We start from the raw sequence: 20537 nt of genomic DNA, 5'->3' as shown, positions 1-20537 counted from the left end.
CCTTTAGTGGCTGGCGACTTTGCTCACCACATAACGGTGTTTTCCGGATGCCTCGCTGGGAATGGCGCTGACTTCTTCGATCACAACCTCCACGGTGTCGCCAAGCCGCGCGCGGAACTGGCTGACGATGCTCATGCGGAGAGAAGGCGGTACGCCGTCTACCGCGACCAGCAGCACCCTGGTGTACTCCAGGCTCTCCTGAATAATCTTGAAGGCGCGTACTTGAGGCATGTCGCGCAATATATAAATCAGCGCAAGGCCATGCATGACCGTGCCGTCGCGGGCCACAACGAAATCGGTGACACGGCCTTCGACCCGCTTCAATAGTGGCAATCCTCGCCCACAAGTGCATGGACGTGGATCGAGCGCGCCCACATCGCCGGTTGCGTAGCGAATCAGCGGGAAGTCGTGGCTGGCCAAGTGGGTGACGACGATGGTGCCGTTTTCCCCAACCGGCACGGGTTCACCGAGCGTGTCGAGAATCTCCACGATCACATCTTCGGCCGTGATATGCATGCCGCCCTCGGGGCATTCGTGCGCGATGAAACCGGCGTCACGGCCGCCATAACCATTAGCTACCGGTGCGGCAAAGGCCTTGGTGAGCAATGTCCGCTGGTCTTCGTACAGGCGCTCGGCGGTGACGAAGACCACGCGAACGCCGAGCCGATCCAGCGCTATGCCACGCATTTGAGCGTGCCGGGCCAGCAGGCACATCACCGATGGGTATCCAAACAGCATGGCCGGGCGTTGTTGCTGAAGGCGCGCCAGATACGCGTCCAGGCGCGTTGGCGACAGATCGAAGGCAGGTAGGAGATCACTCCGTAAAAGCCGGTCGCGGCGCGCGCGCCACAGGTCCTGGGCATGCAATTCGATCGGCGACCCCCACATCACCGCTTCGCGGTCGCCAATGTCGACGCCCCACCAGCGTGTGGCGCGCCATTTTGCTGCCACATCATGGCTGATACGTTGCTTGCCAAGGTAGAAAATCAGCGCTTCACCGCTGGAACCGCCGGTGGTAAAGCGCTGCATGGCGCCGGCGTCGTCTGCGCAAAAATCGTCGCGGTGGTCGTTGATATGCGACTTGCGCAGTATGGGCAGCTGACGCAGATCGCGCAGTTCGTGCACGCGGGTGGCATCGAAGCCGATACGGGCATACAGTTGGCGATAATAGGCTACATGCTCTGAGGTATGCAGCAGCAGCTCGCGCAGGCGTTGCAGTTGCAGCGACTCCAGTCTCGCTGCCGGCCACCATTGGCTTATTTCCAGACGCCGGCGCAGCACTGGGCTGTTGTGGCGCTTGAGCCACTCATGCAGCGGGAAGAGCAGCGAAGAAACCAAGGCGGTATAGACAGACTGCGGCGGCCGCTGAATAACGCGCCGATACTGGGCCGCCAGCAATGGTGCGATATTTCGCCAGCTATAGTGCTGCGCCGCCGCGAGTCCGGCATCGGCCAGACGCTGTGCGATCACCTCGTCCTTTAACAGCATGCGCATGGCGTCGGCCATGGCGCGCGCGTCGCCAGGAGACACCAGCAGCCCGTTGTGGCCATCCTGGATCAAGTCTGGAATGCCGCCGACATTGGTGCTGACAATCGGAATACCGCTTGCCCAAGCTTCCAGCACGGAATTCGGCATATTATCGGCCAGGCTGGGATTCAGCAGCAGATCGGCCGCCTGATATTGCTGGGCCATGGCAGAATGCTCCAGCTTGCCGATGAAATGCACCGCTGCCTGCTGTTGCAAGGACTCGGCCAACATCTGTAACCGTCTCAGCTCCGGTCCCTCACCGCAAATAGTGAGACAGGCAGATGGCAGATCCCGGCGCAGCAAGGCAAATGCATGCAAGGCCGTCGCATGGTCATACAAAGGCTCAAGATGGCGTGCGATGAGAATGTGGTTGCGGCCGTGCCGCCGCTCCGCCGGGGAAAACCGCGCCAGATTGACGATGTTCGGCACAATTTGCGCGGTGATGCCGTGCGCTCCGAAGACACCCACCAGATAGGCGGACGGCACGATCACCGCGTGCGCGCGGCGCAGGCTGAAACATACCAGCCTCGGGCTACGGGCCAGAAACGCCGCTGCTTCGCCACCGCGGTAGTTGACCACCACGTTTTTGCCGCGCAATCGGCCGATCCAGATGGCAGGCACGGCGTACAGGTGCCATGACCAACCGGAATTAGCCATCACATGCAGCAGCTGCGCGCGGCCGGCCGCACACCACAGCCGCCACAGATAAGGCATCAGCCGCAGCGAAGCACGCACACCGCGCAGTCCGGCCGCCCAAGCGGGACGCCAGCGCGGATTGACTTGAACCAATTCGACTTCCGCCCCGGCTTCGGTGAGCAGCCTTGCGAGTTGGATAGTCTGGTTGGCGATCCCGCCCGCTGGTGGCGGCATCGGGCCGATCAGGGTGATACGCAAGCCCTTCATGGTGCGGGCGCCAGTAGGCGTTGATACACATCCCGGTAGCGGGCCACGCTGGCAGGCCAGTTGCGCTCCCGCTCAACATAAGCGCGCGCCCGCTTGCGCAGGGCTGGCCACAGTTCGCGATGGCGCAGCAGGTGGGCAATTTGAGCCGCCAGGGCGGCGGCGTTGCCGGCTTCAAACAACATGCCGGTTTGTCCGTGCGTGATCATTTCACGGTGGCCGCCAACATCGGAAGCTATGATCAGGCGGCCTTGTGCCATCGCTTCCAGTGGTTTGAGCGGCGTCACCAGGTGCGTCAGCCGCATCGGCAGGCGCGGATAGACCAGGATATCGATCAGGCCGTACAGCTCGCCAACTTGTTCATGGGCGACCCGGCCGGCGAAACGGACGCTATTTTGAAGACCCAACTGCTCAACTTGTGCCCGCAGCGCTGGACCTTGTGGGCCGCCGCCAACCAGCAACAATTTCAGAGACGGACAGGCGGCCAGCATCTGCGGCATGGTTTGCACCAGCAGCGCCAAGCCCTCATAGGCATAAAATGAGCCGATAAAGCCGATCACCGGGCCGCCATTCAGGGCAAGCCGGCGTGCCAGTAGCGGATTCGGCGGTGAGATGACGGCATGAAAGCGCTCGTTGTCCACGGCATTGGGAATCACCGTGATGCGCTGCTCAGGGATGCCGCGTGCGACGATGTCTTCCCGTAAGCCTTCGCAGATGGTGGTGATGGCGTCTACCCGCCGCAGCGCGTATGTCTCCAGTGCGCGGCTAAGACGATAGCGCAGGCCGCCATGCGGGCTGGTGCCGTGATGCGCCGCCGCGTCTTCCCAAAATGCGCGGATCTCGTAAACGACGGGAATCCGCAGTGCGCGGCCAACCCGTAGCGCGGCCAAGGCATTCAGCACCGGCGAATGCGCATGTAGCACATTGGGGTGCGCAGCCTTGGCAATCTGGCGTAGCCGCCGGGTCAGCCCTGATACGATCGTCAGTTGGCGTAACACCGGCAAGCGGGCCCACCAGCGCGGATTCTGTGGTGTGCGAAAGAAGTGCCAGCCGTCGATATCTTGCTCGGCCGCCGCCGCGCCCTGCTTGGCGCTGGTCAGGTGCAGGGTCTGCCATCCCATCCGGCGTTGCTGGCCGAGGATGGCCAGGGTCCGGAAGGTATAGCCGCTGTGCAGCGGCGCAGAGTGGTCCAATATGTGCAGGATGCGCATCATGCCGCCTGTCGCGCGGCGCTGTGATCCGGCGCTACGCGCATTTGACGCAGGAAGGATTCAAACATCATCAGCGACCATAGCGGCGCGCTATGGTCGCGTCTGCCAATTTGGTGTTGCTGGAATAGTTGCTGCACATAGTCGAGGTTGAACATCTCGCAGCCGGCCAGCACGGAACTATTCAGGCTGCGATGCAAGCGGGATCGCAGCGGGCCTCGCAACCAGTCCGCGAGCGGAACCGAAAAGCCCATTTTCTGCCGGTGCAGCAGTTCATCCGGCAAGTACGGCGCCAGCGCTTGCTTGAAAAGATATTTGCCGACACCGCCTCGCAGCTTCAACGCCGGCGGCAGGCCGGATAGCCATTCCACCAGGGTATGATCAAGCAGCGGCACACGGACTTCCAGCCCATGCGCCATACTGGCGCGATCCACTTTGGTCAGGATGTCGCCGGGTAGATAGGTTTTCAAGTCCAGATACTGCACCATCGACAAGGGATGATCGGCAGGGGAACTACCGGCATGACGGCGCAGCACTTCGATGGCGTGATACTCGCCCAGGTCACGCTTCAGCGCTGGGCTGAAGAGTTGCGCACGCATGCTGTCTTTCATGATGCTGACGCCGTGAAAATACGCCGCGACCGAATCCCGTGCCAGCGCTTCGAAAGTGCTCTTGGCGCGCAATGGACGCGGCGCCCAGTCGGCCTTTGGGTACAGCCGTCCCAGCGTGCCAAATACGGGCTGGCGCAAGCCCAGCGGCAGCAGTGCGCGCCAGCGTTCTTCGTGGAGGTGCCAGCGGTAGCGTCGATAACCGGCCAGATTCTCATCACCGCCGTCGCCGGAGAGCGCCACGGTCACACGCTGGCGCGCAAGCTGGCACACACGGTAAGTCGGCAGGGCCGAGCTGTCGGCAAATGGTTCGTCGTAGAGCGTTGCCAGCTGATCGATCAGTCCGGCGTCGTGCTGCGCAACGCGCTGGCTATGATGGCTGGTGCCGTAACGCTTTGCGACCATGTTGGCGTAAGCAGATTCGTCGAACTGCGCGTCGTCGAAGGCAATTGAACAGGTATTCACGGGCGCGCTGGACTGTTGCGCCATCATGGCGACCACTGCGCTGGAATCCACGCCGCCAGACAGGAAGGCGCCAAGCGGTACCTCCGCCACCATGCGGAGGTGGACCGCTTCACGTAATCTGGCCAGTAGTTCATCGGCGGCGTGTTGCTGGCTGATCAGCGGTTGCACGACAAACGGGATATCCCAGTAGCGGTGCGACTGACCCGGCATGCGGCCGTGGCGCACCAGCAAGGTATGTCCCGGCTCAAGCTTGCGAATCTGGCGGAAAATGCTGCGCGGCTCGGGGATGTAGCCGTAGGCAAAGTAGTCCTCGACGGCCAGCGGATCAAGGTCGCGGCGCAGCTGCTGGTGCGCCAGCAGCGCTTTCATTTCCGATGCGAAGATCAACTGGCCGTTGTCCAGCACCGCGTAATGCAGCGGCTTGATGCCCAACCGGTCGCGCGCCAGGAACAGAGTGCGTTGACGGCGATCCCACAATGCAAACGCAAACATGCCGCGAAAATGCTCGACACAACGCGCGCCCCATTGTTCCCATGCGTGGACGATGACCTCGGTGTCGCATTGGGTGCGGAAGGTGTGGCCGAACTGCTGCAATTCACGGATCAGGGCCGGGAAGTTGTAGATTTCGCCGTTGTAGACCACCACCACGCTGTGATCTTCGTTAAACAAGGGCTGCTGGCCGCCGCTCAGGTCGATGATGGAGAGACGCCGGTGTCCCAAGCCGATGCCCGGTTCGCGATGCATGCCGCACTGGTCCGGCCCCCGGTGGCGCTGGATATCGGTCATGCTTTGCAGCAGGCCGGCATCGATGTCCGGCTGATGGTAAAGGTCAAAAATCCCTGCAATGGCACACATGGCTATCCTTTCATCATGGGCTGCTGGATCAGGCGGTCGTACACGGCCTGGTAGGCGTCGGCCATCGCAGCCAGGCTGAATTCGCTCAGCACGCGGCGGCGCGCGCGGGCGCCGTGTTGTGCCGCCAGGCTGGGCGCGCGGTAGTACTGGTCAATGGCATAGGCTAGCTGGGCAGGATCGTTTGGCGGGATCAGCATGCCGGTCCGGTCGTTTTGCACCAGTTCGGGATTGCCGCCTACATTGGTGGCGACCACGGGCAGGCCGCTCGCCATCGCCTCCAGTACGGTGTTGGAAGCGCCTTCTGTCAGCGAGGGCTGGACAAAGATCGTCATTGACCGCATCAGTTGCGGAATGTCGTCGCGCGCGCCGGGCAGCCAGGCAAGATTATTCGCGCCAGCTGCATGCAGCATCTCCAGGCAGTGTTGGCGGCAGGGGCCATCTCCGGCAATGACCAGCCGCAGTCTTTGCGGTGCCAGGCCACCATGGGAGATCAGGATGAGAAACGCGCGCACCAGCGTCATGTGGTCTTTGACCTCCGCCATGCGGCCGACGCTGCCAATGATGAACGTGTTTTCATCGGCGAATCCGGCGGGGCCAATGGTGCAGGGCGGGCCGCGGTGGGGACGAAAGCGCACGCTGTCGACGCCATTGCAGATATGGCTGATGCGTTGCGGCCGCACGCCGATTGCGCTGACCAGCCAGGTTTCCAGCTCTTTGCTGACGGTGATGAAATGTCCGATCAGTGGCGCCAGCAAGCGACGCAGCATGCGGTAGCGCGGTCGCGTTCCTTGCAGGTCGGCGATGTCACGGCCATGTTCGCCATGCACGCGTAGCCGGACGCCTGCTATCGCCGCGAGCAATTGCGCTTCGATGCCGGGCAGATTGCGCGTGTGGATCAAATATGGGCGGAGACGCCTGAGCGTCTGAAACAAACTCAGGTAGTGCCGCCAATCCTTGCCTTGGCGCTTGTTCAGGCTGATGATCTCTACGTCCGGACGGCGGATGCGCAGACGGAAGTCGCCAGCGCTTTCCAGACAGACGATGGCGTGCCGATAGCGCTCGGGCGGCAGGTTGTTGATCAGGTTGACCAGGCCGTTCTCCAGTCCACCGATATCAAGCCGGTGAATCAGGTGAACGATCAGTGGTGCGTTGTCAGCGGTTGACATGGGCGAGTCCCTGGTCGATGGCGGGTAGCATAGTGGTCAGCAGCGCGCGCATGGCGGCTTCTGCGCGCACGGGTTGCTCATCGTAGGCGCTGGCGATGATGATTTCTGCTCCCGCATCGCTGTCGCCCGTCAGCTTGGCCTTGGCCAGCAGCAGCTTCAACATCTGTGGAGAGGCAGTTTCCACCTCGCCCTGCCGATACCAGCGCCACACCAGCAGCTTATAGTGTGCCGCTTGCTGGATGGATTGGCGTACCGTCAGTTCGCGGCCGGCCAGCATCAGCTTGCGTCGGCTGGCAGAGACTTCCTCCCACTGCGGTGCACCGGCAACAACGGTGCGGCGTACCGGCGCCAGCAGCTCCGCGCCTTCGGTTTGGTGCCGATACCAGGTGAGCTGCAACGAGACGACGCGCTGCCCGTCGCTGTAATTTTGAGCGATGCGCTGCGGCGCGCCGCGATGAAGCATGTGCCAGTCGCCAGCTCGCATGCGGCTGGCGCGCCATGGTTTTGCGGGAGGCGCGAGCGACAGTTTCTGCTCTGGCATATCGTCCAGTGGTGGACGCAGGATGTAGGCGGCCAGCGGCGGCCAGATTGCGCCCAGTCCGACAATGGCGATAGCAGTGGCAATGAAGCGCTTGGGGGGCGTCTGCGGCATAGGCCGCGCGCCGGGAGCGCTGATCAACGGCGGTTCTGCGTCGCGCCAATAAGCGCCGCAGCAAAAGAGCACTGTCATCACTGCGCCGAAGAATAACCAGCCGTAAACCAGATGATCGACACCGGCAGCCAGCTTCATATCGCTCCAATGGCCGATCAAAACCACCATGCAGGCGCGCAAACCATTCGCCAGAATTGGCAGTAGCAGCGAAATTCCGATAAATATCAAACGCTTAACCATGCTTTGATAGTTGATGCAGGCGTAGAGCATGCCCAGGGCGAGGGAGGCCACCAGATAGCGTAGTCCGCTGCAAGCTTCTGCCACAGACCAGTTTCCAGTCGTCAGGGCAATATAATTATTTTCCTGGAAGACCGGAATGCCGGCCAGCTTCAACAGCGTGACGGTAAAGTGGGCCGTAAAATCGATCAAAGGCGGCATGAATATTTCGCCAAATGGCACGGCGAGCAAGGTATATGCGAGCGGAAACGCAATGGCGCTTGCCAGATTCGTGCCGTACAAAGTGACAACGGTGACGATACACATCAGCACCAGGCAATACTGCTGTAGTACTTGCACATTCGCGACGGCAGCAAGCATCCAGGCTGCGCCCAAGGCTGCCACCAGCATCAAACCGGCCCGCCATGGCTGACGCGCAATGCCAGCCAGGCGTAGCCGTTGCCGCCAGATCAGCCATCCAGCAACCGGTAGTATCAGGAAGCCGTGATTGAATGTCGGCGAGCGCCACCAGACACTGACGATGGTGCTGGCGGTTGGTAGGTAAACGGCCAGCAAGATGAGCAATGTGACGACCAGGCAGCCGTGCTGCCATCGCATGCCTGGCGAGCGTACCGGATGCGTCGCGACCGCCGACAGCAAGGCTGCATGGGCGGCTTTCATGGCGCGCGCTCCATCTCGGCGACTTGATCAGGCTGCATCGCCTGCATACCTAGCGCGTGGCCCAGGCGTTGCAAGTTGTCGCTCCAACGATAATCGCTAAGGATGCGCCGGCGCGCCGCATCGCCGATGGCGTCATCCGGCGCATGTAACTGTTGACAGATAATGCTGATGAAGTCCGCGCCGCCGTTGGCGCGCAGCACCTCCGCGCCATGGATCGCGCTGATTCCCTCCAGCGCCTGCGGTGTGGCCACCACGGTTTTCCGCATAGCCATGGCCTCCAGCACTTTATTTTGCAACCCTCTTGCCAGCCGCAGCGGTGCGACCACCAGCGCCGCATGCTGAAGATAAGGCCGCACATCGGGCACCGTGCCGCTGACTTGCACACCGGGCAGGCGCTGCAGCTCACGTACCTGTGCCGTAGGCCGGGAACCGACGATATGAAATTCCAGCTCCGCATGCTGGGAGCGCAATTGCGGCATCACGCGCTCCGCGAACCAGCTGACTGCATCTATATTGGGTTGGTAATCCATGGCGCCAGTAAAGACGATGGCGGGCGCCGCGCCGAATGGCGATGAATGCGTCGCTGACGGCGCAAAGTAATCGCTGTCCACGCCATTGCTGTAGTGATTTACTTTGTGGGAGGATTCAGGCGCGCGTCGCCGGAATAAGTCGGCTTCGGCCTGGGAAACCAGCAGCACCTGGTCAAATTCGGCGGCAGATTTGCGCTCAAATTCCAGCAACAAACGGCCTTCGCGGCGATATAGCGCGGAGACAGGCCAAGGCTTGTTGTCGGCGTAGCCGTGCCATTTTTCGGAATCGACGTCGACCAGGTCCAACACGCGCCATAGCTTGCCATGCGATGTGGCGGCTGGAAGATACTGGGCCATCGGTCCGGAGTAGGCGAGACAGGCGCTTATGTGATGTTCTTCCAGCGTTTTGCCGACCCAGCGCTGCAGGGCAGCATGGCGAAAATAGGGGAGACTCAGCGCCTCGTCCCGCAGCAGCGCGGATAAACCGGACAAGCGTGCCCAGTGCGGCGGCATGCGCACGAAGCAACTGCTGGCGCAACCGGCCGCCACTTTGCGGGCGTAGGCGGCATCGTCGTCGTGATCGATAAACGTACCCACATGCACACGGAAATGCTGGCGCAGGTATTGCAACGCATGATAGGCGCGTATTTTTTCACCCTTGTTGGGTGGATATGGCAGCCGATGGCATAGGAAGAGCAGGTCGCGCATGTTTGCTATCCCAAATGCCGAACGATATGTGGACCGATCAGATTCGCCAACGGCAGGGGCAACAGCCGCCAGCCCCTTATCAGCATCTTGAAGCGCGGATTAAGCGGCTGAAGATCCTTCAATTGCCTGCCTCGATATAGCTGATAGTCATATTGCAAGGCCTGCGGCTCGAATCCCCAGTTCTTCTTGAAGGCAAACGATCCGCTGCCGTACTTGCTGCGGCCAAAGTCGAACAAGGTGCAGCCATCATCGCAGGCGCGGCGCATCACCTCCCAGTACATAAAGTCGTTGCCGGCAAGCTTGCGCGCCTGCTCGCCGCCGCCTCCGTAATACGGCAGGATCTCATCGCGGAAGCGGAAGCTGAGCACTGCGCAGATGGCTTGCTGCTTTTTCTCTATGCACAGGACTTCGCAGTCATCCGCGAAAACCCGTTGGAGCAACTGAAAATAGCGTCGGCTGAAGACCGGCGTGCCCAAGCGATGTACACTGCGTGCGTAGCAGTCGAAAAAGCGATCCGTACCGGCATCTCGCGTGCTGCTCAAGCCTGCGGCGATGCCTTTTCTGACCATGGCGCGCTGCTTGCGCGGAATGGCCAGCAGGTTTTTTTCGGCGTCCGCGTGGAGCGGTCTGCGGAATGTAGCGTAGGTATTCTTGTGCAGCCAGCCGGCGTGGTGCGCTTGCATGTGGCGATATTCCAGATGATCGACTTGCAGGCTGGCGGCAAGCTTTTGGGCCGCCTCGTCGACTGCGCGGGCGGCATCCGCATCGGCTGCTGCAATCCCCCCATACACGCAAAATGGCAACGAGCACAGCGTATTGCCAAATAGCCGGCTTTTGATTTGCGCCAGCGGCAGCACGGCGCGGATTTCACCGTGGGCTGATTGCGCAAACATGAACCAGGTTGGATGCGAAAATGCTTCTTCGATGACTTGCTGCCATCCTGCGCGATGGAAAAAGGTCGCAGCAGGGCAGCGCTGCACGAAATCGTCCCAACGTCCGCGGTCTTCCGATCCCATGAGCCTGACGGCGTAGTCCATCATGCGCTTTCCAAGAAAATATGGTCCATCCGGCCCCAGTGGAAGTCACCCAGCAATCGCTTGATGCGCGCTTGCGTACGATGCAGGTTGAGGTAGTGACGAAACCGGGTCTTCATACTGATACCTGGCAACACTGGCTGGTCAGGATCAAGTTCCCAAGGGTGAAAGTAAAATATGCCAGCTTGCTGGTCATGCGAATTGATGCGGCGCAAAGCCCAGCTTGAGGCGGCGTAAGGTAACAGTCGGAAGTAGCCTCCTCCACCGGCCGGCAAGTTATGGCCGCAAATCCGCAATGTACTGACCGGTAACTCCAACACGCCGCTATCACCGAGCGGACGCCAGGCGAAACGCGGCGCATCAGGCATGCCGTAATGATCGTGGCGGATAGGGTAAATGCTGGAACTGTAGCGATAGCCGGCCTGTTGTAGCGCCCCCAGCGCCCACAGGTTGGCGTGGTTGATAGAGAAACTTGGTGCGCGATAGCCGAGTACCGCGCAGCCGCCAACTTGTTCCAGAATGTGTTTGCTGACCGTGATGTCGTGCCGAAATTCATCCGCAGTTTGTTCGCCGACCCGCAGATGCGCATATCCATGGCTGGCTAGCTCATGGCCTTGCTGCAAGATACGCCGTATCAGCAATGGGTAGCGCTCGGCGATCCAGCCCAGTGTGAAAAAAGTGGCATGTGTGCCGCGCTCGGATAGCAGCTCTAAAATCAGGTCTACGTTGCGTTCGACGCGACACGGTAACTGCGGCCAGTCCGTTCGGCTGATGTGCTTGGCAAAGGCGGAGACCTGGAAATAATCTTCCACATCGATGGTCAGCGCGTTCATCAGCGTCGCTCCCGGCGAGCTTGCAGCCACGTGCTGGTGGCGGCCGCGACGCGCTCGGCCGCATGGCCATCCCAGTATTGCGGGATGCGGCCTGATTTCCCGCCGTAGCGCAAGATGTCGCGGCACAGCGCCAGGATTACCGATGGATCGTGGCCGGCAATGGCGTTGCTGCCTTCGTTGACGGTGGCTGGACGTTCGGTATTGTCACGCAGTGTCAGGCAGGGCACGCGCAGCACCGTGGTCTCTTCCTGCACGCCGCCGGAGTCGGTCAAGACCATGCAGGCGTGTTTCATCAGCCCCAGCATATCGAGGTAGGAGAGCGGCGCCAGACACGCCAGCCGGGGCGTGTCGAGCAATCCGCCCAGGTCGTAGTGCTTGAGCATGTTGCGGGTGCGGGGATGCAGCGGGAACAGCACAGGCAAATCCCCGCTAAGCTTGACCATGGCAGTCATCAATGCCCGCAAGCGCAGAGGGTCATCGACATTGGCGGGACGATGCAAGGTCAACAGCGCATACGCTTCGCCTTCGCCGATAAATCCAGCCAGATGCATCCGGCGCAGCACGCTGGCTGCGGTTGGTGCTTGCGGCAGCTGTTGCAGCAGCGTGTCTATCATCACATTGCCGACAAAATGGATGCGCTGCGGCGGAATGCCTTCACGCAGTAGATTACTGGTGCCGCTGGCTTCGCTGGTGAACAGCAAGTCCGATATCTGGTCGGTCAACACACGGTTGATTTCTTCCGGCATGCTGCGATCGAAGCTGCGCAAGCCAGCTTCCACATGCAGCACCGGGATATTTTTCTTGGCCGCAGCCAGGGCGCACGCCAGCGTCGAGTTGACATCGCCCACGACCAGTACCGCCGTGGGGGTGAGCTGATCCAGTATCGGCTCGAAACGGCGCATCACTTCGGCTGTTTGCACGGCGTGGCTGCCCGAACCAACCTCCAGACGAAAATCCGGGGCAGGCAAATTCAGCGCCCCGAAGAATTGCGCATCCATATCAGCGTCGTAATGCTGGCCAGTGTGGACCAGAATGGTTTCGACCTGGCTCTCCGGTGGCTGGAAGGCATGTAGCAGCGGCGCCATCTTCATCAGATTGGGACGGGCGGCGACGACGCAAACGATACGATAAGGACGCGACATATATCGGCTTCCTAGAAAGATACGATGACTGATGCGCCAACGCCGTTTTCACGATAATTGCCGCTGGCGTTGCTGGCGTGGCGTACATGGCGCAGGTCGGCGCTGGCGCTGATGCGTGACGATAGTTGCCGTGTCAAACCCAGCGTGATCGCGCTATTCCGGTCTTCACGGCTGGTGGTCAGTGATTTGGCGCGGCTGTGACTGGCGCCGATGGTCAGGTTGCCGCGTGCCGACATGCGCCAGTTCCAGCCGGCCTGCACGCTGGTCTGGCGGGTGCGGTCGCTCAGTGTCAATTGATCCGGCCCCAGCAGGACGCTATCGATGGCGTTGGTGGTCTGGCCGGTACGGCCAGTGGTGGCAAGATGAATCGCCAAGGCGCTACGCGGCGTGCTATAGACGCCGGACAGCCGTCCCTGTTTCTGTAAATAGTAGCGATGGCTGAAGAAATTGACGTTGCCATCGGTCCCCATCATCTGCGATATCGCCAGGAAGACCTGGATGGTTTTCAAGCGCAGCTGCGGGTCGGGGATGCGCGTCTCCCACAATTCAAACAAGAAATCACTCAGGCCTGCCGGTGGAATGCTGAGGAACTCGCCGTGGGTGGTGGTGATGTCTTCGCTGTAACTAAGCGTCCAGAGCATGCTGCGCAGACGATAGCTGGCGTCCAGGCCGTAGGTTTTTCCAAAGTAGCGTCGGCCGACGCTGGCCGACAATCTGGTGCGTGGCGATGGCGTCCAGATCGCGCCAAGCGAGCCGTACCTGCCTTGCGGCTGTGCGCTGAGCGAATGGTAGTCCTGCTTCTCGTAGCCGACAGTGGCGAAGATGCCCAGGCTGCTGTTGAATGGGTAGCTCAGCGTCAGCGCGGCGTTGCTCATGGTGACCGGCGCCAGCGCGGCATCGTCCATTTCGCTACGGCGCAGACTGATATCCCAATTCCAGCCACGGCCACCGTTATCGCCGCTAAGTTGCAGGCTCAGCGTCTTGTTGCGCACATCCAGCAGACCGCCGCTTCCGACGTGCTGATAGTCGTAGCGTAGTAACGCAGTGGCCAGACCGTGGAAGTAGTGCCGCAAATAAGGGCTGAACGACTGTGTGCGCACCGTGCTGGTGTTGCTGTTGATTAGCGCCGGATCGACCAGCTGCGGGCCAAACGCGGAAACATTGCGTTGGGTGATGCCTGCGCGCGCGTCGAGAAATAGCCAGTCCGGCAGCACTTCCGCATGGCCATTGGCGTCCAGCTGCTGGCTGCTACGCCCCGGTTGCGCGGTGTACGCCACGCGCTGCAAGGTGTAGGCCAGCGCCAGTTGCAAGCGCGGTCCGCTGGTGTTGATCAGGACGCCAGGCGAGATTTCGGTAATGAATTGGCCGCGCGCCTTGCCGTCAGGCGCAAGATTCATATTGTCGGTATAGCTTTCACGCAGCCGCACAGTCGGCGAGACGCTCCAGTCTGCCGGCTCGGCCACAGCAGGCCACCATAGCAGCACGATCAAGGTCCAGCCACAGGAGCCACCTCGATGTGCCAGGCTAATCATAATAACCATAGTATCCGCCGCCCGAAAAGGCGCTGCTCTTGTTGTAGAGCAGCTTGACATGGGGACATTGCTCGATGTGTCGCAAAGCCTGCTTGACCGCGTGCTGCGTGGTGCGTTCGGACTCGACCACCATCAGGATTTGCCCCATTTGTGTTGCCAGCACGCTGGCCTCGGTGGTCATCAGCAGCGGTGGCGAATCGAAAATGACGATGCGGTCGGCGTAGCGTTCGGCAATTTCCGTCAGCAGCCGGCTCATGCTTCGGCTGGCCAGCAATTCGGTGGCGTGCTTATTGGCGCGGCCGGCCGGCAGGATGCTGAGTGTCGCCACGTTGGTGCGCAATATCACGTCCGCAAGATCAGTCTTGTCGCGCAGCAGAATGTCCATCAGCCCCGGCGCCGGAGGTAGTCCCAGCACTTTAAGCACCGAGGGCCGCGCCACATCCGCATCTACCAGCAGTACGGTGATGTCCATTTCCATCGCAATGCTCATCGCCAGGTTGACGGCACAGTAAGTTTTTCCTTCACCCGGCATGGCACTGGTGACCACGATCAGATTGCCATGGTGAATCGCTGGCCCATCCTTATCGCCGCGCGCATTGCGCAGCAGAGGCCGCTTGATGATGCGAAAGTCCTCCGCCACCGTGGTGCGGCCGCCGTCCTGCGTCACCATGCCGAGCTGCTGCAGGCGTGACAGGTTGATGTCGACTTGTTGCGGGGCGAGCACGTCCATTGCAGTTCTCCTTAGCGCAGCAAGGTGGAGGCCAGCATGCCGCCGTAAGCCGCAAACAGGCAGGACAGTGCGCCGCCGAAGCAGTATTTGCCGCGCCGGCGCTTGCTTTTTTCGGTATCGGTCCAGTTCATCGCTACAGTGCCCAACACTTGCAAGCCGGTACGGCTGTGCAATTCCTCGGGGCTGAGGAAAGTAGGGCGGACCTGGCTGATCAGCAAGGCGGCTGCCGCACCGCACAGCAAGGCGCCGCCCAAGGTCAGCGAGTACAGCAACACCCGGTTGGGCCCAATCGGCGTGAAGGGAACGGTCGGCGGATCGATGACCTTGAACGACATCATTTCCGTGGTTGAGCTGAGCTCGCCTGACAGCTTGGCCGCCTCGCGCCGGCCGATCAGCTTTTCATAATTTTCCTTATTGATCTGATAGTCACGATTGAGTTGCGCCAGTGCCGTTTCTGCCTCCGGCACAGCGTTAGCCTGCGCCAGCAGACGCTGATGGCGCAGCGTGAATTCCTGCACGCGCGCATTGATGGCGGCAATGCGGGCTTCCGCCTCGGTTTGCGCCACTTTCAGCTGTTGCAGCATGGGACTGTAGTGCTTGCCGGGATCGCCACTGTGCTTGAGCTTGCTTTCCTGAACCTTGCGTTCTTCCAGTTGCGCCACTAGCCGCTTGGCGGCCACAATATCGGGATGCAGCTCGGTGTATTGCATGCGCAGTGCGTCCAGATTCTTGTTGAGCGCGGAAATGCGGCCGTCCAGTTCGGGATTCTCGATGGCGGCCGGCGCCAGGTCGGCGCCGAGAATGGGTTCATCGCCGCTGATCTGGTTGGCGATGGCGTTGCGGGCTTGTTCCGCCTCGGCCAGTTCCAGCCGGGCGCTGTTCAGCGCATCGGAGGATTGCAGCAACTGGTTGCCATAGTCGACGCCCTGGCGCGGCAGCAAGCCGTTATTCTTCAGGCGGAACTCCTTGACGCTGTTTTCGGCAGCTGCCAGCTTGTCTTCGTAGGATTTGATCTGATCCTCGATAAACTGCACGGCTTTGCGGGTTTCGCCGCTTTTCCCCTTGAAGCTGCCTTCGACAAAGATGGTGAGCAGCGATTGCACCACATCGCGCACGATGCGCGGATCACGGTGGTTGTAGGTGATGGTGTAAATATCGTAATTGCCAGTGCCATTGATGCGTATCTTGCTCATCAGCTCGTCCAGTTGCTGCTGTTGTTCGCGTGGCGTGCGGGCGCGGATGTCCATATCCACCATGCGCATGACGCGCTCGACATTGGGACGGCTGAGAAGGGTCCGGCTCATGATAGACACCTGCTGTTCGATATTGGGCACGCTGGTCATGCCCGCCAGCAGGGGTTTCAAGATGCTTTGCGTGTCGACAAACACCCTGGCCGAAGCCTGATAGTCATCCGCTAGCATCGCCACGCGGGTCCATCCCGCCGCAGCCACCAGCCACGTTACCGCGATGGCATACCAGCGATATTTCCATATCCCCTTCAAGCTGGTGATCAACTGGCTGATGAGCTCCTCCATATTCCAACTTCTCCAGTAGCAAGGCGGGGAATTCAGATTATATTTTTCCTAACTGGGCAGACGTTGAGGCACATCAAGCAGAGAGCGCCAAGTTTTCTGAATCATGGCAATGAGGAGGAATCACTATGCGTGCATTGATCTGTTTACTGGCAGCCTGGCTGGCCGGCTGCGCTCACCGCGTTGCGCTGGACGAGCCGCCAGCGGCGCCGCTGCAAGCCGATTACCAGATCGGCGCGGGCGATGTTGTCAACATCAACGTCTGGCGCAACCCGGAAGTGTCGCTGAGCGTGCCGGTGCGACCGGACGGTAAAATCACCACACCGCTGGTGGAAGATTTGCCCGCAGCGGGGAAAACCTCGACCGAATTGGCGCGGGATATTGAAAAGGCGCTTGCCAAATACATCCAGCAGCCGATGGTGACGGTCATCGTGACCAGCTTTGTCGGGCCCTATGCGCAGCAAATAAGAGTCATCGGCCAGGCCGCGCGGCCACAGGCGCTGCCGTACCGACAGGGCATGTCGCTGATGGACGTGCTGATCGCCGTGGGTGGCATCACCGATTTTGCGGCGGGCAATAAGGCCAATCTCATCCGAACAGTTGCCGGCAAGCGGGAAATCGTGCCGGTGCGCTTGCAGGATTTGCTACGGGATGGCGATATCTCCGCCAACGTTGCGGTACTGCCGGGCGACATTCTGGTGATACCCGAAGGCTGGTTCTAAACCTTCGAAAATTTATTTCACTTTTTCCGGGAACTTTCTAACTGAGCCGCTGGTCTGATGGTTATGTACCACAAGACAGGAAGCCAATCGTGCAATATGACGACGCTATAGTTTCTTTTGAGGTTGGCAACACCATGCGCGACCTCGTCATCGGTGAGGGCAAGACGGCAGCTGCATTGGATCACCCCTTGGACCAGCAAATTTTTCATATCCGCATGGCCAACTCGCAGGGACGGCGCGAAGCCGCTAGTCTGCTGCTGAAGAAGATGTATGGCTGGCGCGGCTATTCGATCGATCCCCACGCGACGCATTTGCCGAACAAGATCACTTTGTTTGCCGAAACCGGCGGTGATACTGTTGGCACTATGTCGCTTTGCCTGGACGACAGCGAAATCGGCCTGCCGGCGGACGAAAATTTCGGTGACAAACTGGATCTGCTGCGCGCCCAGGACCGGCGCCTGTGCGAGCCATCCCGGCTGGCGATCGACAAGGGCGTTTCCAAGCGCGTATTTGCAGCGCTGATCCATATTTCCTACATCTACGCCCACAATATTCATGGCTACACGGATTATGTGATCGAGGTGAACCCGCGCCATGTGATGTTCTACAAGCGTATGCTCGGTTTCCGCGATTTTGGCGGAGAGCGCGAGTGCACGCGCGTGGGGGCGCCGGCCGTGCTGTTACGCCTGGAACTCGATTATATGGGCGAGCAGATCGAGAAGTTCGGCGGCATGATGGAGCAGCACGGCAACGAACGTTCGTTCTATCCCTTCTTTTTCCCGATCTGGGATGAGCCGGGGATTACCGGGCGTCTTGTGATGGGGGCAACTTCAAGTAGTTGGCCGGCACAGCATAAGTAATGCCGCTGGGCGCGCTGATGGCGGATTCCTTGACGCCTTTGACGAACACCATGTTGACGATGCCAACGACTTCTCCGGTTTCCGGATCAAAGAGCGGGCTGCCGCTGCTGCCGGGATAGGCTGTTCCATCCAGTTGAAAGACTGGATAGGCGGGCTTGCTTAGCTGGCGCGCTGTTTTGCCGTCCAGCTGTTTGGCGTTGACTGCTGGTGTAGCCAGAGGCGTGATGGCGGAAACAATGCAGCGGTGGGTCACGTGATTCAGGCCAAGCACCATGCCGAGCGGGAATCCGGTAAAGGCCAGCGCTTTGCCTTCGCGGACTTTGTTTGAGTCGCCCAGGCGTAGCGCTGGTAAGGCGCTGCCTTTGCTGATGCGCAGCCGGGCCAGGTCGTGCTCTTTGTCCATCGCGATGACTGCGGCGGCGCGGAATTGCGCGCTGTCGGCGGTGCGTACCAGCACGCCTAGCGTCGTACCCTGCCCGGAGTTGACCAGGTCATTGATGACGTGCGCGGCAGTCACCACCGTCAAGCCATCGCCGATGACGAAACCAGTGCCGACGAAGGCAATGGCCGGCCCGCGTGCCTGCTGCAAGGTCCCGATGCCGACAACTGAAGGCTTGACGGCGTCTATTGTGCGCGTCAGCTCCTCGGCCGCGACCGGTGAGAGCAGACTGAGTATCAGCAGCAGGATTTTCATGGGCGGGCCTTTGTTTGCAAGTTTGCAGCACAGAGCAGCAAGGTGGATAACAAGGTAATGCGTGGAACATCGATCAGGCTGTCGAACAGTCCTACGACCTGGAATGCGACCAAGGCCGCCAGCCATGGCGCGTCGCGCGGTTGCAGCAAGGCCGAGACAGCGCTGAGCATCATCATTCCGTACGCGATGAGGCCAAGGCTGCCTAACTCAAAATACAGATTCAGTGCCAGATTTTTGATGTGCCAGGGCAGGTGATTGCGGTCGCTGCTGAAGAACCAGTGGCGATTGGCGTCCTCAAAACTGCCATTGCGCAGCAGTTCCGCTCCATCCGGAAAAGCGCGAAGGCTGATGTTGTCGATATCCAGTACCACCCGCTGGCCTTCTGCTGCCATCTCCAGCTTCACCGGCAGCTTGTCAGCGCCCAGCAGTCCAGAATCGATGGTGTATTGGTAAAGCCCCCAATCCGGCGCGGAGGAAATCTGCCGCAGCGGTGTCGCGACGCAGCTTTGCGGATACAGCAAGTGACGCTGGCACAGTCCTATATGGAGAAACCCCGGTTTGCCAAAGTTGCGCACCTCTACGCTCAGCAGATACCTGGTGTGCGGTCTAAGCGTTACTGCCTGCAGCATGCGCAGCAGTTCACCGTAGCCGGCAGCGTACTCACCAGCCGCAAGACGCAGGTGACGGTTGCTGCCGTCGTCCACAAACTGATAGCTGGGTGGCAGCTCGCGCTGCGGGTTATGCCAAAAATACGTTGCAGGAAAACTGCCCAGCCCCATACCGAATACAGCTGTGCTCAGAGCGCCATTCATCATGCCTAAAACCTGGCGCCAATGCCTCAGCCGATGCTGCCAATCCCCGGCGATCGTGCTGAAACGCTCGCCGACATAGTAGCCGTGATATACCGGTACGGCTGCGGACAGCACCAGCAGGCCCGCCAGCAATGTGCGGCTCAGCCTGGCTGTCAGCGCACTGAATATCAGCAGCAACAGACCAAAGGCGCGGTAACCGGCAACACGAAACGCACCATCCAGTGCCGCCAATGCGACGCCCCCGGCGACCATGAGCGCAGGCCGTTTAAGTAGTGATGGCAGCGTCAAAATGACCACGGCAGTCAGCAGTCCGAGGTAGAGGCCGCGCGAGAACGTCGCCAGCGCCGCGTACAACGCCAGCGGCAGCAGCGCCGTGGCGCCGATATTGCGCGCCGGCGCGCCCCGGTCAACAAGCCAGACTGCCAGCAAGGGCAGCGCCAGTGCAAAATAACCATCAAGGGCAGCACCGCCGGTATGCATGGCGGAAAACGGCCCGGTGATCCGGTAATCGCTGGCGAAATTAAGCAGACCGGGAAACTGCATGCGCTCCCGGATAGCTGTCGCCGAGACCAGCAGCAGACCGAGCATCATGCCGGGCATCAGTAAGCCGCGCAGCCCCTTTAGTTGTGGACCGGCAGCGTGTTTTAGCGGCGCCGCCAGAATGAACGCCCACAACCAGCCTTTCACGGTGCGCAAAGCGTTGCCGGGGCTGAGATAGTTGTTGAAAGTGTTCACACCGAAACCTGGCCATGGCTGTAAGCCGCGCCACAGACCGATGGCGCAAGCCACCGCCAGCAGGATCGCTCCACAGCGGAAGAGTAGTGGCCACTCAGGCATGTCAGCCGGTTGAGTGGGCAAATTCCAGTAGGCGAACATGGCCGTTAGCATCAGCAACAGGTCTATTTCCTCAAGAAAGAACCAGCCAGTCTGCGGCGCCAGATCGAGTACCGGTAGCAGCGCCGGCATGGCAAGCAGCCAAAGCGTGGGGCGCCAGAGCAGCAACAGCGCATAAGCGACCAGAACAACTAGCAAGTAGTTTCCCGCCAGTGGGTAGACACTTAGCGATGCGGCAAACAGGACGGAAAACATCACAGCCGTCAGCCGGGACCATGCTGAGCGAACAGGCATGG

At 60.5% G+C, this 20537-nt stretch carries 16 protein-coding genes; 2 read left to right on the top strand and 14 right to left on the bottom strand.

Features of this window, described 5'->3' with window-relative positions:
* Nucleotides 1-3: 3 nt before the first annotated feature.
* From KW842_RS03190 to KW842_RS03135, 12 genes are read right to left on the bottom strand one after another with little or no spacing between them, the layout of a single operon-like run.
* The gene (locus KW842_RS03190; RefSeq protein WP_218302622.1) at nucleotides 4-2430 is read right to left on the bottom strand and encodes a glycosyltransferase; all 2427 of its coding nucleotides are present in this window, start codon (nucleotides 2428-2430) and stop codon (nucleotides 4-6) included.
* Nucleotides 2427-3638, bottom strand: a complete 1212-nt coding sequence (locus tag KW842_RS03185) for a TIGR04063 family PEP-CTERM/XrtA system glycosyltransferase (RefSeq protein WP_218303084.1) — start codon at nucleotides 3636-3638, stop codon at nucleotides 2427-2429. The genes KW842_RS03190 and KW842_RS03185 overlap by 4 nt, the downstream gene beginning before the upstream one ends.
* Complete coding sequence (locus KW842_RS03180) at nucleotides 3638-5563, bottom strand: XrtA/PEP-CTERM system amidotransferase (protein WP_218302621.1); 1926 nt, start codon at nucleotides 5561-5563, stop codon at nucleotides 3638-3640. The genes KW842_RS03185 and KW842_RS03180 overlap by 1 nt, the downstream gene beginning before the upstream one ends.
* Nucleotides 5564-5565: 2 nt before the next feature.
* Nucleotides 5566-6729 carry a TIGR03088 family PEP-CTERM/XrtA system glycosyltransferase gene (locus KW842_RS03175; RefSeq protein ID WP_218302620.1) on the bottom strand — a complete coding sequence of 388 codons (1164 nt, stop codon included), beginning with the start codon at nucleotides 6727-6729 and terminating at the stop codon, nucleotides 5566-5568.
* The gene (gene xrtA, locus KW842_RS03170) at nucleotides 6716-8278 is read right to left on the bottom strand and encodes an exosortase A (protein ID WP_218302619.1); all 1563 of its coding nucleotides are present in this window, start codon (nucleotides 8276-8278) and stop codon (nucleotides 6716-6718) included. Before xrtA ends, KW842_RS03175 begins: the two co-directional genes overlap by 14 nt.
* A complete protein-coding gene (locus KW842_RS03165; RefSeq protein ID WP_218302618.1) occupies nucleotides 8275-9516 on the bottom strand; it encodes a TIGR03087 family PEP-CTERM/XrtA system glycosyltransferase in 1242 nt (413 codons plus the stop codon). The genes xrtA and KW842_RS03165 overlap by 4 nt, the downstream gene beginning before the upstream one ends.
* A 5-nt stretch (nucleotides 9517-9521) precedes the next feature.
* Entirely contained in the window at nucleotides 9522-10556 is a 1035-nt protein-coding gene (locus tag KW842_RS03160) for a FemAB family XrtA/PEP-CTERM system-associated protein (protein WP_307729782.1), read from the bottom strand.
* Nucleotides 10553-11383, bottom strand: a complete 831-nt coding sequence (locus KW842_RS03155; protein ID WP_218302617.1) for an XrtA system polysaccharide deacetylase — start codon at nucleotides 11381-11383, stop codon at nucleotides 10553-10555. The genes KW842_RS03160 and KW842_RS03155 overlap by 4 nt, the downstream gene beginning before the upstream one ends.
* A complete protein-coding gene (gene wecB / locus KW842_RS03150) occupies nucleotides 11383-12525 on the bottom strand; it encodes a non-hydrolyzing UDP-N-acetylglucosamine 2-epimerase (RefSeq protein WP_218302616.1) in 1143 nt (380 codons plus the stop codon). Before wecB ends, KW842_RS03155 begins: the two co-directional genes overlap by 1 nt.
* Nucleotides 12526-12536: 11 nt before the next feature.
* Complete coding sequence (locus KW842_RS03145) at nucleotides 12537-14066, bottom strand: TIGR03016 family PEP-CTERM system-associated outer membrane protein (RefSeq protein WP_218302615.1); 1530 nt, start codon at nucleotides 14064-14066, stop codon at nucleotides 12537-12539.
* Complete coding sequence (locus KW842_RS03140) at nucleotides 14050-14787, bottom strand: XrtA-associated tyrosine autokinase (RefSeq protein ID WP_218302614.1); 738 nt, start codon at nucleotides 14785-14787, stop codon at nucleotides 14050-14052. The genes KW842_RS03145 and KW842_RS03140 overlap by 17 nt, the downstream gene beginning before the upstream one ends.
* Before the next feature lie 11 nt (nucleotides 14788-14798).
* Entirely contained in the window at nucleotides 14799-16322 is a 1524-nt protein-coding gene (locus tag KW842_RS03135; RefSeq protein WP_218302613.1) for an XrtA system polysaccharide chain length determinant, read from the bottom strand.
* A 125-nt stretch (nucleotides 16323-16447) separates the two neighbouring features.
* On the opposite strand from KW842_RS03135, the gene KW842_RS03130 reads away from it, so the two are divergent.
* Nucleotides 16448-17041 carry an XrtA/PEP-CTERM system exopolysaccharide export protein gene (locus KW842_RS03130; RefSeq protein WP_218302612.1) on the top strand — a complete coding sequence of 198 codons (594 nt, stop codon included), beginning with the start codon at nucleotides 16448-16450 and terminating at the stop codon, nucleotides 17039-17041.
* 89 nt (nucleotides 17042-17130) lie between these two features.
* On the top strand, nucleotides 17131-17901 hold the full coding sequence (locus tag KW842_RS03125) for a long-chain N-acyl amino acid synthase (RefSeq protein WP_373925122.1): 771 nt from the start codon (nucleotides 17131-17133) through the stop codon (nucleotides 17899-17901).
* Here the strand turns inward: KW842_RS03125 and KW842_RS03120 are convergent.
* Complete coding sequence (locus tag KW842_RS03120) at nucleotides 17843-18595, bottom strand: serine protease (RefSeq protein ID WP_218302611.1); 753 nt, start codon at nucleotides 18593-18595, stop codon at nucleotides 17843-17845. The genes KW842_RS03125 and KW842_RS03120 overlap by 59 nt on opposite strands.
* On the bottom strand, nucleotides 18592-20496 hold the full coding sequence (locus tag KW842_RS03115) for a hypothetical protein (RefSeq protein ID WP_218302610.1): 1905 nt from the start codon (nucleotides 20494-20496) through the stop codon (nucleotides 18592-18594). The genes KW842_RS03120 and KW842_RS03115 overlap by 4 nt, the downstream gene beginning before the upstream one ends.
* Between the last annotated feature and the right edge of the window lie 41 nt (nucleotides 20497-20537).

Origin of the sequence: Duganella sp. sic0402 (assembly GCF_019219065.1) — a bacterium.
Taxonomy (GTDB): Bacteria; Pseudomonadota; Gammaproteobacteria; order Burkholderiales; family Burkholderiaceae_D; genus Rugamonas.
The sequence above is the reverse complement of the archived record's forward strand: the minus strand, read 5'-3'. Positions and strand labels throughout refer to the sequence as shown.